This is a genomic window from Arenibacter sp. 6A1, from assembly GCF_012272855.1.
Lineage (GTDB): Bacteria > Bacteroidota > Bacteroidia > Flavobacteriales > Flavobacteriaceae > Arenibacter.
Genome location: NZ_JAAXCQ010000010.1, coordinates 64,680 through 79,330, shown reverse-complemented (window position 1 = coordinate 79,330; position 14,651 = coordinate 64,680). Strand labels below are relative to the sequence as shown.

The following is a 14,651-nucleotide window of genomic DNA, read 5'->3' as shown; positions in this document are numbered from 1 at the left end:
TTTTATTCCAAACCGAATGGAAAATAAAAATATTTATATTCTTGCCATAGAATCTTCCTGTGATGATACCTCAGCTGCGGTATTATGTAACAAAAAAGCCCTTAGCAATATTGTGGCTACTCAAAAAATACATGAGGAATACGGAGGGGTGGTTCCAGAACTTGCCTCGAGAGCCCACCAACAAAATATTGTTCCTGTTGTACATCAAGCATTAGCTAAGGCAAATATCGATAAAAATCAGTTATCTGCCATAGCTTTTACGCGCGGACCAGGACTTATGGGTTCTTTATTGGTTGGAACTTCCTTTGCAAAATCCCTTTCCTTAGGACTGAACATTCCATTAATTGAGGTAAATCATATGCAAGCACATATTTTATCGCATTTTATTGAGGATGACACCCACAAAACTCCAAAATTCCCCTTTTTAGCAATGACCATAAGCGGTGGACATACACAGGTTGTTTTGGTAGAAAATTATTTTAAAATGGAAGTAATTGGCGAATCTTTGGACGATGCCGCAGGAGAAGCCTATGACAAAAGCGCCAAAATATTGGGATTGCCATACCCTGGCGGCCCATTGATAGACAAATACGCACAATTAGGCAACCCCAAGGCGTTTCCATTTCCAAAACCAAAGGTCGAAGGACTCAATTTTAGTTTTAGTGGATTAAAAACCAGCATCCTGTATTTTATCCAAAGGGAAACTGCCAAAAACCCCAATTTTATCACGGAAAATTTAAACGACATTTGCGCCTCCATTCAATATACCATTATTAACATTTTAATGGACAAATTAAAAAAGGCCGTTAAGCAAACAGGAATAAAACAAATCGCCATCGGCGGAGGGGTATCTGCCAACTCGGGGATTAGAAAGGCTTTGGAAGAAGCGGAAATAAAACATGGCTGGACCGCCTATATTCCTAAATTCGAATTTTGCACCGACAATGCAGCCATGATCGGAATTGTAGGGTATCTGAAATATATGGAAACCGAATTTTCAGACCAGAGTGTTACAGCCAAGGCCAGATACATCCTTTAATTTTACGATGATACCCACATAACAACGGGCACGCTATAATTATTAATAATTGGCGGTCAGGCCAAGCATGTTGCCCCGGTAAAAACATCAAATAAACTATAATTTATTATGCAACTTTTTTATAACCCCAATATTAACCAAGGAGATATTCAATTCGTTTTCGATACTGAGGAAAGTAAACATATCGCTAAGGTTTTGCGAAAAAAGACGGGGGAGATCTTACAAATAACCAATGGAAAGGGGTATTGGTTCGAAGCTAAAATTCTGAATCCGGATCATAAAAAATGTACCGCCGAAATCATTACTACAACCCTAAAACCACCTAAATCATACTTATTACATATGGTGGTTGCTCCAACAAAACTAAACGATAGATTTGAATGGTTTTTAGAAAAAGCAACAGAAATTGGGGTTCATGAAATAACCCCTATTATCTGTGATCACTCTGAAAGGAAGGTTATTAAGAAAGATCGAATGGAGAAGGTCATTCAATCTGCTATGAAACAATCATTGCAGACCTATCTCCCCAAATTAAATAGCGCTATCACTTTTAAAGAATTTATGGCCTTACCTAAAAATGGAGATTTATTTATAGCCCATTGTGAAGAAGACAATAAAGCTGAATTATTAAGCTCGTTAAAACCTTCACAGCCAACTACCATCCTTATAGGTCCGGAAGGAGATTTTTCGACTATCGAAATAAAAAAGGCTATAGATAATGGTTTTGCTCCTGTAGCCTTGGGAGGAACCAGGCTACGTACAGAAACGGCAGCCATTTTTGCCTGTACGACGGTCGCTCTTAAAAATCTATAGTAAACAGAAAAGGCATATTCCTATTTTAAGTTTTTTTCCTCGTGAATATTCTTAAATTTGATTTTACTAATCCTACGAGCTTTTATGACACAACGCGCTATATTATTATTGCTCTTTACATTCCTTCAAATTTCTTTTGTAAAAAGCCAAGATATAGCCATTTTAAAATACGGCGGGGGTGGCGATTGGTATGCCAACCCCACGGCTTTACCCAACTTAATCCGTTTTTGCAATCAAAATATTAACACCACCCTAAACCCCAAACCTTTAGTTGTAGAAGCAGGTGATATAAACATTTTTCAGTATCCTTTCATACACATGACAGGGCATGGAAACGTGTTTTTCACTACAGAAGAAGCCGACAATCTAAGGACCTATTTAATGGCCGGCGGGTTTCTACATATTGATGACAATTACGGTATGGAACCTTATTTAAAGAAGGAGTTAAACAAGATGTTTCCCGATAAGGAATTAGTTGAACTAGAGGCAGACCATCCCATTTTTACTGCACCTTACATTTTCCCTAAAGGCTTGCCTAAAATACATGAACACGATGGGAATCGTCCACAGGCATTTGGCATTTTCCATGAAAACCGATTACTACTGTTGTTCACCTATGAGAGCGACCTAGGAGACGGATGGGAAGATGCCGAAGTTCACAACGATCCCAAAGAAATTCGCATCCAGGCGCTACAGATGGGTGCTAATATAATATCTTACGTTTTTAAAAATTAAAATATGACTTCAAAAACAATTTCTAAAGGCATATTAAGGGCTGTTGGTGTTATATTGGGAATCTCACTACTCTTATTTTTTTTATTTAAAATAAGTCCGGTTCTTATCTATATCACTATAGCCGCTGTAACCTCATTAATTGGAAGACCCATAGTCATATTCCTCTGTAATAGACTTAAATTTAACAATACCATAGCGGTAATTATTACCATGCTATTTCTCATAGGTATTCTCGCTGGCATCATTTCACTGTTTATTCCCTTATTAATTCAACAGGGCCATAATTTGTCGCTATTAAATATAGAAACGCTACAATTGAATGTGGAAAGCCTTTATAAACAACTAATAGAGTATTTTGGTGTTAGCTCTACAGATGTTGAACAAAGCATCAAGAATTCCAAAGTGTTTACAAATATAAATTTTGGAGTAATTCCTGATTTTCTAAATTCCTTAGTTGCCGTTCTCGGCAATTTCAGTGTTGGACTATTTTCTGTCTTATTTATTGCATTTTTCTTTTTAAAGGACAGTAAACTTTTTGAAGAATCTCTCTTAGTAGTTATCCCCAAAACCAAAGAAAGAAGATTTAGAAATTCTATCGAGAAAATTAAAAACCTACTCTCCCGTTACTTCGTAGGACTCGTTTTTCAAATTTTGATTCTCTTTATAATTTATGCGATCGTTTTATTTATTTTTAATATAGAGAATGCCATAGTAATTGCTTTTTTGTGCGCCTTGCTTAATTTAATCCCCTACATAGGGCCTTTAATTGGCGGATTACTCATGGCTGTTTTGACAATGACCAGCAATGTTGGAAGCGATTTTAGCAGTGTTATTTTACCTAAAACCACTTATGTCATGATAGGTTTTGTTATTGGCCAATTGGTTGATAATTTTTTCTCCCAACCTCTTATTTTTTCCAATAGCGTGAAATCGCATCCTTTAGAAATTTTTCTAGTGATCATTATTGGAGGTTTACTGTTCGGGGTTACCGGTATGATCATTGCCGTCCCTGGTTATACCGCCTTAAAAGTAATTTTAAAGGAATTTTTTGCGGAAAACAAAATAGTAAAATCGCTCACAAAAAACTTATAATACTACCTTGAACAACGATATACTTACCCCAAAGGTACAATCCTTTATAAATACCAATTTGAATACCGATATTATGTCGGTATTACTAAAACCTTCTCCATTTGAAGAAGTCAGCAGTCGAGAACTTGCCCAACAAATAGAATCAAAAAACAAATGCAAGGAAAAACTTCCTATTTGGTATAACTCTCCAAATATTTATTTCCCTAAAAAGATACATATAGAACAAACATCCTCTGAAACCACTGCGAACTACAAGGCAAAACTGGTAAAGGGGAAGTCTCTATTGGATGTCACCGGTGGGTTTGGCGTGGACAGTTACTATTTTAGTCAAAATGTTTCCAAGGTATATCATTGCGATCTAAACAAAGAACTATCAAAAATAACAACCCATAATTTTAAGATTATGGCGCTTAAAAACATTGAAACTCATGCTACCGACGGGCTCCAATTTATCCAAAATTCAGAAGAACCTTTCGACTGGATTTACATAGATCCTTCTCGAAGGGACGACCATAAAGGGAAGGTTTTTTTATTGTCGGATTGCCTACCTAATGTTCCTGAAAACTTAGATGCGATTTTTAAAAAAACCAAACAGGTATTAATAAAGACCTCTCCCCTCTTGGATTTTTCTGCGGGAATCAACGAATTGCAATTTGTAAAGGAAATTCATGTCGTTTCAGTGAAGAACGAAGTAAAGGAAATCCTTTGGGTACTAGAGTATGGATACCAAAATGATATCTTAATTAAGACCATCAATTTAAATAAGACCGACCAAGAGTCATTTGATTTTTCACTTAAGGATGAGAAATTAGCCTTTTCTAGTCTCTCACACCCTCTTAAATATTTATACGAACCTAATTCCGCAATCTTAAAATCCGGGGCTTTCAAATCTGTTGGAAACCAGTATTCTTTGTACAAGTTACACGAACATTCGCATTTATACACTAGTAATTCATTGGTGGAATTTCCAGGAAGGATATTTAAAATAGAACAAACACTAGCATTTAATAAAAAGGAAATTCAAAAATTAGGATTAAAAAAAGCCAATATTACCACCCGAAATTTCCCTCAAAGCGTGGCCGACATTAGGAAGAAATTTAAAATAAAGGACGGTGGGGAACAGTACCTCTTTTTTACAACAGACAAGGAAGGTAAATATGTGGTATTACAATGCACTAAGACATCTTAGTATTCTTTTAAAATCGAATATAATATTATACATAGTGAATTTACCTAGGCAAGAGTTATCCCTTAAGGACAATCCCATCTAAAATCCGCTATCTCATCGTTAGACCCTGAAGATAGATTATAATGCCACCATTCGGTTCGAATAGACCAAAACCCGTATTTCTCCATGGTTTGTTTCAACAACAATCTATTATTCAGTATTGGTTGTGGCAAATCTAGGTTATCATGATAAGCCCTTTTTCCAAAAAAATCAAAATCGGTCCCCATATCCAATTCTTGGCCATCCAAAGTAACCAAGGTTATATCTACCGCTCCACCTTTGTTATGAATGGAACCTCTGACAGGATTGGCCACATATTGCGGATTAGGTACAATGGCCCACATTTTAAATTGCACTTCATGAGGACGATAACAATCGAAAAATTTTATTTTAAAGCCCTTCTTCTTCAATTCTTCATTTGCGAGCAGCAAGGCTTTTGCAGTTTTTACCCGTGTATAGCATTCGGCACAATCATAAACCTTTGCCTTTAAAAAATTATTTTCGGTAGCATAACGCATATCGTAAACAAAATCTCCGCTGTAGTCTGCAAGCCTAACAAATGTGGTATCGTTTAATGATTGCAAAGCTTCATAGGGCGATACAACCAACTCCTGACTAGCCATTGGGGTATCAACAATAGAATCATGATTAATCTCTATAGGGATGCTCACATTAGGCAGATCGTTTTTCGCTTTCTCTTCCTTACATCCAGCAACAACCCCTATAAAAACAACTACCAGCACCTTAATAAACCCTTGCGCTTTACTCTTCATTATTTATTAAAAACTATTCCTAAGTTAAAATAGTACAATACTGTCAAAAATCCAATTCCCATGCCATTCTTGACATTTTAACAGGCCTGTATTTACAACAAGCCCTATCAACGTCTAAAGGCCGATCTGTTTTCCATGAGATAAAAAAATAGGGTTCCCATAAAATAAAGGAACACGTCTAAAGGATCGGCAGTATACCTCAAATTAAACTTTGGAAGAAAGTACTCAAAATAAATAGCATAATACAGGCTAAGAGAAAGCATTATTGGCAATGATAATCGAATGTTGTTATTCCGTTTTATTTTCCGAATACCTAATTGGCAAAGAAATAGCACGATAGGCATGCATAAAAAATCATTGACGTAATTATTGATCCAAATCGGCAAAGACACACCTAAGCGTTGCAAGGAGTAGATAGTTGTAGCAACAATTGAGAAAATTAAAATCCAAGGGCCACTACTTTTTAAACCATTCCTGTATAACACCTCAAAAGTCCTATATTTAACCATTCCTTTAATTTTCTCCATACAACTTTAGGCTGCGATATAACTAAAGACGAAAGCTAAAGCAGCTCCTATCATCATTACTAACATCCAAATAGAATAAAGTGTTTTTGCAACCAGTCTTACTATTAAATTGGGATGTTTCAATGTCCCTTTTAAGAATGTGGTGATGGCGGATGGTTTTTCTAGTTTTTGTTGCTCCAGTTTTTGAAACGCTTTCTCCTCACTTTCCAGTTTTCTTTTTAATACAATATTGATAATGGCACCACAATGCTGACAATAGTCGCTATTTTCATTTAACGTATTGCATTCAAGACATTTTCTATAAGAAATCTGACTCATAAGAATTGTTTTCTATAAAATATTTAATCACCCCTTGACCAAACCAATTTGCAAAGATCGGTATAAAGAAGAACACCTAAAAGTTTCCGAAGTAAGTAAGATGGAGCAAAATCAAATTAAATAGATTTTCTAAAAAGGGTAAAAAAAATTGGGAAGGTGTAAAGCTATACCTTCCCAATTTTAAATAAGACGTATTGGACTTCTCCAAGACTATTTTAAATAAGCAACTATCAAGAATTTTCTCTTAGGTCAACAAATTTCCATCGGCGTCCCATTCAGCGATATCCGATCTTTTACTTTGGTCTACACATTTTGCCAACCATTCTGGATCGTAAGCCTTGCCGTGTTGTTTTAACACATCCTCTGGCACTCCGTCCCAAACATTTGGGGAATTCCCTTTATACCCTAAATCTTCAATCCCCATTTTTGACGTATAGTAACCCGAAAGAGTTAGATTTCTCATCAAGGTAAAAAATCTGATCTCTAGAGGACGCTCCGATTCCGGCACCGTCACATCTGGATAAGCAATGGTATCTAGTATTTGTTTTTGTTGGTCTTCTGAGGCTTTTTTAAATTCTGTCGCAAATTCTGAATTACTCTTATGGTCTAACCACATAAGTCCACCTCTCAAGGGAGTTTGCATTTCTGGTATATCCTTTACCATAAATTCAATAAAATCCGGAACCCCTGCATCGGCAGCACTACCAAATTTTTCATTAGCGGGTAATATCAGACTACTTAAGACGGTAATAGTTTCTAATTCATGTGGATTAAAAAACTGTTCCGCATTTAATTTAGCAATCTGTTCCTTTTCCTCGGGTGTTCTTCCAAAATGGTTTTCTTCAACCTTTACCAAAGATTCTTCGGCAGTAGTTTCGCCTTCGGGTTTACAACCATGCATTGCCAATCCTCCGGCAACAGATCCAAGTAAAATCGATTTTAAACTTTTTCTTCTATCCATTTCTTAGATATTTTGCTTTTTCAATTGTTCAATAATATAGTCTGAGGTTCTCCATGAAAGGGCCAAAATTGTCCAAGTAGGGTTTTTATCGGCTTGAGAAACAAAAGGACCTGCATCTACAATAAATACATTATCCACATCGTGTAACTGCTGAAAACTGTTCACTACCGATGTCTTAGGATCATTCCCCATTCTGGTAGTCCCTACTTCGTGTATAATCCGCCCAGGAGCCAACAATCCATAATCTTGTTCTTTGGTAGGTTTGGCACCAATAATTTCACCTCCCATATTATGGGTAATTTCCTCAAAAGTATCTACCATATGCTTGGCCTGTTTTCTTTCGTAATCGCTCCAATTATAATTGAAACGCAACACAGGAATACCAAATTCATCTACTACGGAAGGGTCTATCTCGCAATAGTTATCTTCCATGGCTACAGATTCTCCTCTACCGGCCATTCCAACTACAGAACCATAATATTTCCTAACATCGTCTCTAAGACCGTTTCCATAACCACCGACTTTTAATCCAAAGAACTGGTTAAAATCATTGGCATTAAATCCGAAACCATAACTAGGCATTCCCAATCCGCCCCATACCTCAATATGGTAACCTCTAGGGAAATCTAGTTTTTTATTGTCTAACCACCAAGGGGTATATACGTGCATTCCTCCTACACCATCTTCGTTATAGGTTTTCCTATCCATGAGTCCAGGAATAAAGGCAGACAATCCGGAACCGGTAGAATCGTGGAGGTATTTACCTACCTTATTACTACTGTTTCCTAGGCCGTTTGGATGTTGCTTACTTTTTGAATTTAACAAGATACGGGCCGAACTACAGGCCGAAGCTGCAAGAATTACAATTTTCCCCTTAAGCTGATATTCTTTCCTATCCTCCTTGCTTATATAGGATACTCCCGTAGCCTTACCTTCCTCGTTGGTAAGCACTTCGCGTACCATTGCGTTTACAAACAAATCTATCTGTCCACCATTCTTTTGAGCCGGAAAGATCAAACAAGTACCAGCAGAAAAATCGGCATAAACCCCACATGCCCTACCACATTGCCCGCAGTAAAAACAAACCCCTCTTTCATTATTTATCCTTTTGGTAAGCATGGACATCCTAGATGGAATAACAGGAATATCAGATTTACGCGCCCCATCGATATAAAATAGTTCGTGTAACCTTGGTTTCGGAGGAGGCAGGAAAAACCCATCGGGTTCATTTTTTAGATTTTCTTTGGTTCCAAAAAGACCAATTAATTTATCGACCTTATCGTAATATGGCTTTACATCTTCGTAGCCTATAGGCCAGTTTTCGCCTAAGCCATCTACATCCTTATGCTTAAAATCCCTTTCAGAAAAACGCAGGGAAATTCTTCCCCAGTGGTTTGTTCTTCCCCCTAACATTCTAGGTCGAAACCAATCGAACTTAGTACCATTTTTTCTAGTATAAGGTTCTCCTTCTATTTCCCATCCCCCATATGCACTATCGAAATCCCCAAAAGGTCGAACGGTACTAGCACCTCTCCTAGGGGATTCATAAGGCCATTTTAATTGAGTTTTTTGTACAGGATCCGCTGGATCAAAATAAGGTCCAGCTTCCACTACTGCTACTTTTAGACCTGAATCTGCCAATATTTTAGTGGCCATACCGCCACCAGCTCCTGAGCCAACTATAATAACATCATATATAGTTGATGATTCTTTTATCTGCATATTAAAAATTTTGTTTTACGTACAATTTAATATTATTTATCTTTTTATTATCTTTTTATTCTACAAATCCCCAGTTTGAAACTACCGACAACAAAAAAGTATTGCTGTTTGGTAAAATTGTATTAAATCGATTCGTTGTTTTAAGGTTGTATTGGCATCCTGACTACGAAGTTTTCACCTCACAATTCTTTAACCAAACCTCATATCACTAACGTATAATCCTATTTTTTTCCAACAGATACCCAACTTCCCAATCTATTTATTAATCAGGAAGAGGGTATTTAGTTATTTATTTAATACTTGATAAGATGTTATAACTTAACCATATATTTCTTCTACAAAATCCTATCAAGGAGTATTTTTTTTTTGTGGTTTCAGGTTTATCATTCAAACCTCCAAAGGCCTACCTAGTAGCCATTATTATCGGTTCCTAGACTTGGATTCCTTTGCATCTCTGGACCTGGGAGCGGCAACAATAAATGTTTTTCCTCAATTTGCTTTCCTTGGCTTGTTATATGTCCAATAACCTCCACAAATGAAACCTCTCCTGGGGCATTGGCCACTGGAAATTTTCTTGTTCTAACAATATCAAACCAATTCTGAAACTCAAAAACTAGTTCTCTATGTCGTTCCAACCATACTTCCTCTACAAATTGTTGTGTTGATAGAGTCGAAACCGACAATTTTATATCATTTATATCAGTTTTCCAATATGCTCGTGCCCTTACTTGCGATAAATAATCTATCGCATTAGTATTCACCCCCGTTGATTTTGCAATGGCCTCCGCAGCAATTAACAACACATCAGGGTAACTAAACATGGCTTGATCCTTGCCAGAATTAGCTGTGTTAAAAATAGCCTCATCATCGTGCCAAACATAAGGTGTGGGAGGAAACGTTTTATCGGTACCTTCTAAGGTTGTATGAAAAAATTGTTTCTCTTGTGCTCGTAAATCATTTAAAGGATCATAAAGATTTAAGAATGCATTTGATGGTTGGTAAGCGCCATTGGTAATATCGTATAACACATCTTGTGATAAGGCTGTTGGATAAGAATATTTAGCGAATTCCGATCTAGAAATAGAAGCATCAAATTCTTTAATATAAATATGTTCTTGCGGTGAAGCATCGGACTTTCTTATTTTATTGTAAGCTGAGTTTTCAAAATCCAATACCCCTGATGCCGTTTCACTATGTCCTACCAAGCTATAGTCTCCATACGTTCCGTTTATTATATCCTGGGCAACACTAGCGGCATCACTATATCGATCCGCATTTAAAGGTGCTCCACTCATTGTCAAGTAAACCTCTGCCAATAGGGTCGCTACAGCCCCAGCTGTAATTCTCTTTCCATTATCGACCATATTGACTGTTGCAAGGCCACCATTTTGCAACGCATCTTTTAAATCTGCTTCAATTAAGGCGTACACGTCTGCAACCGAACTTCTTTCTAGGTACAGATTCTCTAAAGAAGCGTATGGCTCGGTCGTTAAGGGTATTGGCCCAAACAGACGCACCAAATAATAATAGGCATAAGCCCTAAAGAATTTAGCTTCGCCGATTAGTTGATTTTTTTCATCACTAGTGAGTTCGGGAGTATCGGGTATGTATTTAATCGCGTTGTTGGCTCTTGATACTCCTAGATATAACTCTCTCCACCTATCTTGTAAATACCCCCCAATATTATCTCCATTGTGTGTTAATTGTTGAGTGTTACTTACATGTAGTTCCTGACCAGCATATTCATTTGAAAAGAAACCCGACATATAGGCTCCCAGCATTACAGGCATACCACTGTATACGCCACCATCGCTCATATTGGGCGCTCCAGTTCTATAAAGAGAATTAACTGCGCTCCATGCCTGACCAGGTTCTTTGAAAAATTGATCGGAAGCCAATTCAGACAAGGGCTCTTCATTGAGAAAATTGGAACAAGCGCTACAAAAAACAATAACGGGAATTAATAAAATATTTTTTATTCTCATGATTTTTTCTTTAAATAAAATTAAAATTTAAGGCTACATCCTAGTGTGAAGGTTCTCGGCTTAGGGTATTGAAAAAAGAATATATTCTGTCCCCATTGATTGCCTCCCCAAGACGATGCCTCTGGATCGTACCCTTGAAAATCATCCGAGTGAATTACAAATGCGTTTTCTAGAGTAGCATACACCCTTAACTTATTTAACCCCATTAGGTCTAGCGACTCCTGATCAAAGCTATATCCAACAGAAAAGAGGTTGCCTCGTATATAAGATCCATTAACTACCCAATGGCTATCCACTTGACTATTTTGTCCTGCATAGGATTGGTTTCTTATTTCCTGTACCATGGTATTCTGATTTTGCTCAGTCCATCCGTCATATAATATACTAGCAAGTCCATTTGCTATTCCAGACCTATCTTCTGTAGAGTGATAAAATTGTTGCATGATATCTACACCACCAACAAACTGGATATCAGCTGTAAAATCGAAATTTTTATATGTAAAGGTATTAGTAAAACTTCCAGTAAAATCGGGTAAGCCTTTCCCTAAGATCTTTTTATCCTTGGACCTTTTGGCCTCTCCTGGTACCGCTCCGACAGCAGCGGCTTCTGAAACCTCATCTGTACTCCAAGTACCTAGACGTTCGTACCCCCAAAAAGAGCTCAATGACTCTCCTACACGTAAAATTGTTTGACTCCCGGAAACCCAATAAGGTCCCGGCTCTATATCTTCATTGTTTTCACCCAAACTTTCAATGGTATTTTTATTATAATTAATATTAAAGGAGGTTTCCCAATTAAAATCTGGAGTACTTATATTATTTGTTGTTAACATTGCCTCCAACCCTTTATTGCTCACCGCTCCAATATTATCCCTAACTGAAGTGAAACCAGTGGCATATGGAACAGGTCTATCTAGCAATAAATCTGTAGTTTCTTTATAATAATAATCCACTTCTAGGCGTAGCCTATTTTTATAAGCAGCAAAATCGACTCCTAAATCAAACTGACTAGTTTTTTCCCATTCTAAATCCGGATTGGCCAATCTGTTGACCTGACTTGCTGCCACTCTAGTGCCGTTTAAAAGCACGGTACCCGAAGAAACTGTAGCTAAAGAACTATAGGATGGTATTTCCGTATTTCCCGTTATCCCGTAACTAGCTCTAATCTTTAGTCGATTAATAGACTCGTTGTTTGCTAAAAACTCTTCCTCAGAAAGCATCCACCCTAAACCAGCTGATGGGAAAATTCCATATTTATTATTCTCACCAAATCTAGAAGAACCATCTACCCTACCAGTCAAGGTTAACATATACTTGTCTTGCAAGGTATATCCTGCTCTAATAAAATAGGAATTTAAGGACCATTTGTTATAATTAGAGGAAGGTGCACTAGGATTACTGGCCGCCCCTATATTATTGTATTTAAAGAAATCATCGCTAAAACCACGTGCTTCTATATTTGATGAATTAAACTTCTGTTCCTGCCAACTTAACCCTAACATTCCATTAATTCTATGGTCGCCAATTACTTTATTATAGGTTAAATAGTTTTCTTGCTGCCAATAAATACTGTTCTCATTGTAAATCCGAGCAAATCCGTCTGGAGAAGAAATGTTAATCAAATCTCTTGGAGAATACTCTTTCTTCTCTCTTAAGCGTTTATCAAATCCAAATTGGGTTCTAAACTCCAAATCGGGGGAAATTGTAAATTTTGCAAAAACATTTCCAAAAATCTGATTACGTTCCCATAATCTTTCTTGGGTTTCCAGAACATGTACAGGATTGGCCATCGCTTCCAAATTGTATGCATCGGAAATCATAAAGCTATTACTGTAGGTTCCATCTGGAAACTTTACCGGGAAAATAGAAGGCATCTCTATCATGGTACGCCTAGGCACTTGACCTCCCCCGCCTTCTTCAAACTCCTTTTCCTTTACATTGTTAACCAATACGTTAATCCCTAGAGACAACCAATCTTTAGGGGTAATATCATAGGCTATTTTTGCACTTATCCTATCCAGATCATTGTTCAGCATAATGCCTTCCATATGGGAATAGTTCAAAAAAGCTCCTACCGAGGAATTCTCAGTCCCATGCTGAACGGATAGTTGATGATTATTAGAAATAGCAGTTCTAGTAGCTTCATCTTGCCAATCCGTATTATAAAGAGGGTTCCCATTAGCATCAAACAAATTAGGATCGTTTGTTGTAAATACTGGCGCCGGATTTCCGGGTCTATATTTGGGCGTATTAGCCATTCCGGTTTTTACTACTTCTAACCACTCTTCCGAATTTAAAAGATCCATTTTATTTCTTATTCTCCCAACACTGAGAAAACCGTCATATCCTATCACCATTTTACCCTCTTGTGTCCCTCTTTTTGTGGTGATCAAAACCACCCCATTAGCACCTCTAGCCCCATATATTGATGCGGAAGAAGCATCTTTAAGCACTTCCATCCGTTCAATATCGTTAGGATTTATATACTGGATATCTTCCATAGCAACGCCATCGACAACGTATAGCGGATCTGAAGATGAGTTAATAGTTCCTACTCCCCTTATAACAATTCTTGGTGCTCCCGAAGGCGAACCTGAATTTAAGAATACATTTACACCTGCTACTTTACCTTGCAAGCCTTGCAGAGAGTTGTTTACTGGAGCTTTTAGCAAATCTTCGCTGCTCAATACCCCTACTGCTCCTGTTAAATCTGATTTTCGTTGTGTTCCATATCCTACCACAACCACCTCCTCTAAAAAAGAAGCTTCTGTTGTCATTACAACATTTATAATGGATTGAGAACTTACCGTTACTTCTTGTTTCGCATAACCGATGGCAGTATAAACCAAAACATCACCTGTTTTGGCATTTATCGAATAATTGCCATCAAAATCTGAAGCAACACCGATTACCGTCCCTTTAATAACCACACTTACACCTGGTATTGGAACACCCTCAGTATCCGCAATAGTACCATGAATATTTTCTTGTTCCTGAGATTGTTTTTTTACTTCCTTTTCTAAAGGAATTTCAGCACCAATAGACAATAAGACCTGCCTATTATCATAAATGTTATATACTGTGGAAGTATTTTGAAATAATTCTTCTAAAATGTCCCCAATTTTTCTCTTGGATACATTAATGGTCACTTTACGGTGCAAGTCAACATTTTTATCCTTGTATAAAAATCTAAATTCGGTTTTAGACTCTATAGTATTTAGGACCTCTCTTACACTCACATTCTCTAGGTCTAATGAGATATTAGTGTTTTGGGAATAACTATTGGCCTGAATTTTAAAAAGTGAAACTAAAAGTAATAGTGTCGTGAGCTTCATTTTTAGACTAATTTTCCTGGGGCATGACAATAATATCCCCGTAGGATTTATTTTTTCCATATTTTTGATTCGTTGTTTGGTTTTACATTTATGTGGAATCATTTTTACTATTCGGGGAATGGT

Annotated in this window: 11 protein-coding genes; 5 read left to right on the top strand and 6 right to left on the bottom strand. The window is 37.1% G+C overall.

What is annotated here, in order from left to right:
* Positions 1-16 precede the first annotated feature (16 nt).
* The 5 genes from tsaD to HCG49_RS10890 all read left to right on the top strand — a co-directional run bounded on the left by tsaD (position 17) and on the right by HCG49_RS10890 (position 4,868).
* Complete coding sequence (gene tsaD, locus HCG49_RS10910; protein ID WP_168469569.1) at positions 17-1,039, top strand: tRNA (adenosine(37)-N6)-threonylcarbamoyltransferase complex transferase subunit TsaD; 1,023 nt, start codon at positions 17-19, stop codon at positions 1,037-1,039.
* A gap of 108 nt (positions 1,040-1,147) precedes the next feature.
* On the top strand, positions 1,148-1,852 hold the full coding sequence (locus tag HCG49_RS10905; protein WP_168469568.1) for a 16S rRNA (uracil(1498)-N(3))-methyltransferase: 705 nt from the start codon (positions 1,148-1,150) through the stop codon (positions 1,850-1,852).
* Positions 1,853-1,936: 84 nt separating this feature from the next.
* Positions 1,937-2,587: a DUF4159 domain-containing protein gene (locus HCG49_RS10900; RefSeq protein WP_168469567.1), complete on the top strand. Its 651-nt coding sequence runs from the start codon at positions 1,937-1,939 to the stop codon at positions 2,585-2,587.
* Between the two features lie 3 nt (positions 2,588-2,590).
* Entirely contained in the window at positions 2,591-3,679 is a 1,089-nt protein-coding gene (locus HCG49_RS10895) for an AI-2E family transporter (RefSeq protein ID WP_168469566.1), read from the top strand.
* A gap of 7 nt (positions 3,680-3,686) precedes the next feature.
* Complete coding sequence (locus tag HCG49_RS10890; RefSeq protein ID WP_168469565.1) at positions 3,687-4,868, top strand: THUMP-like domain-containing protein; 1,182 nt, start codon at positions 3,687-3,689, stop codon at positions 4,866-4,868.
* Between the two features lie 62 nt (positions 4,869-4,930).
* Here the strand turns inward: HCG49_RS10890 and HCG49_RS10885 are convergent, their stop codons facing one another.
* The 6 genes from HCG49_RS10885 to HCG49_RS10860 all read right to left on the bottom strand — a co-directional run bounded on the left by HCG49_RS10885 (position 4,931) and on the right by HCG49_RS10860 (position 14,528).
* Positions 4,931-5,680 carry a M15 family metallopeptidase gene (locus HCG49_RS10885; RefSeq protein ID WP_168469564.1) on the bottom strand — a complete coding sequence of 250 codons (750 nt, stop codon included), beginning with the start codon at positions 5,678-5,680 and terminating at the stop codon, positions 4,931-4,933.
* Between the two features lie 533 nt (positions 5,681-6,213).
* Entirely contained in the window at positions 6,214-6,525 is a 312-nt protein-coding gene (locus HCG49_RS10880; protein ID WP_168469563.1) for a hypothetical protein, read from the bottom strand.
* Between the two features lie 244 nt (positions 6,526-6,769).
* Positions 6,770-7,486 carry a gluconate 2-dehydrogenase subunit 3 family protein gene (locus tag HCG49_RS10875; RefSeq protein ID WP_168469562.1) on the bottom strand — a complete coding sequence of 239 codons (717 nt, stop codon included), beginning with the start codon at positions 7,484-7,486 and terminating at the stop codon, positions 6,770-6,772.
* 3 nt (positions 7,487-7,489) lie between these two features.
* The gene (locus HCG49_RS10870) at positions 7,490-9,208 is read right to left on the bottom strand and encodes a GMC family oxidoreductase (protein WP_168469561.1); all 1,719 of its coding nucleotides are present in this window, start codon (positions 9,206-9,208) and stop codon (positions 7,490-7,492) included.
* A gap of 407 nt (positions 9,209-9,615) precedes the next feature.
* On the bottom strand, positions 9,616-11,193 hold the full coding sequence (locus HCG49_RS10865; RefSeq protein WP_168469560.1) for a RagB/SusD family nutrient uptake outer membrane protein: 1,578 nt from the start codon (positions 11,191-11,193) through the stop codon (positions 9,616-9,618).
* Between the two features lie 20 nt (positions 11,194-11,213).
* Entirely contained in the window at positions 11,214-14,528 is a 3,315-nt protein-coding gene (locus HCG49_RS10860; protein WP_168469559.1) for a SusC/RagA family TonB-linked outer membrane protein, read from the bottom strand.
* Positions 14,529-14,651: the final 123 nt, after the last annotated feature.

Coding starts and splice junctions, on each gene's coding strand:
- tsaD (WP_168469569.1), top strand. CDS start 17: ATGGAAAATAAAAATATTTATATTCTTGCCATAGAATCTTCCTGTGAT.
- HCG49_RS10905 (WP_168469568.1), top strand. CDS start 1,148: ATGCAACTTTTTTATAACCCCAATATTAACCAAGGAGATATTCAATTC.
- HCG49_RS10900 (WP_168469567.1), top strand. CDS start 1,937: ATGACACAACGCGCTATATTATTATTGCTCTTTACATTCCTTCAAATT.
- HCG49_RS10895 (WP_168469566.1), top strand. CDS start 2,591: ATGACTTCAAAAACAATTTCTAAAGGCATATTAAGGGCTGTTGGTGTT.
- HCG49_RS10885 (WP_168469564.1), bottom strand. CDS start 5,680: ATGAAGAGTAAAGCGCAAGGGTTTATTAAGGTGCTGGTAGTTGTTTTT.
- HCG49_RS10880 (WP_168469563.1), bottom strand. CDS start 6,525: ATGAGTCAGATTTCTTATAGAAAATGTCTTGAATGCAATACGTTAAAT.
- HCG49_RS10875 (WP_168469562.1), bottom strand. CDS start 7,486: ATGGATAGAAGAAAAAGTTTAAAATCGATTTTACTTGGATCTGTTGCC.
- HCG49_RS10870 (WP_168469561.1), bottom strand. CDS start 9,208: ATGCAGATAAAAGAATCATCAACTATATATGATGTTATTATAGTTGGC.
- HCG49_RS10865 (WP_168469560.1), bottom strand. CDS start 11,193: ATGAGAATAAAAAATATTTTATTAATTCCCGTTATTGTTTTTTGTAGC.
- HCG49_RS10860 (WP_168469559.1), bottom strand. CDS start 14,528: ATGAAGCTCACGACACTATTACTTTTAGTTTCACTTTTTAAAATTCAG.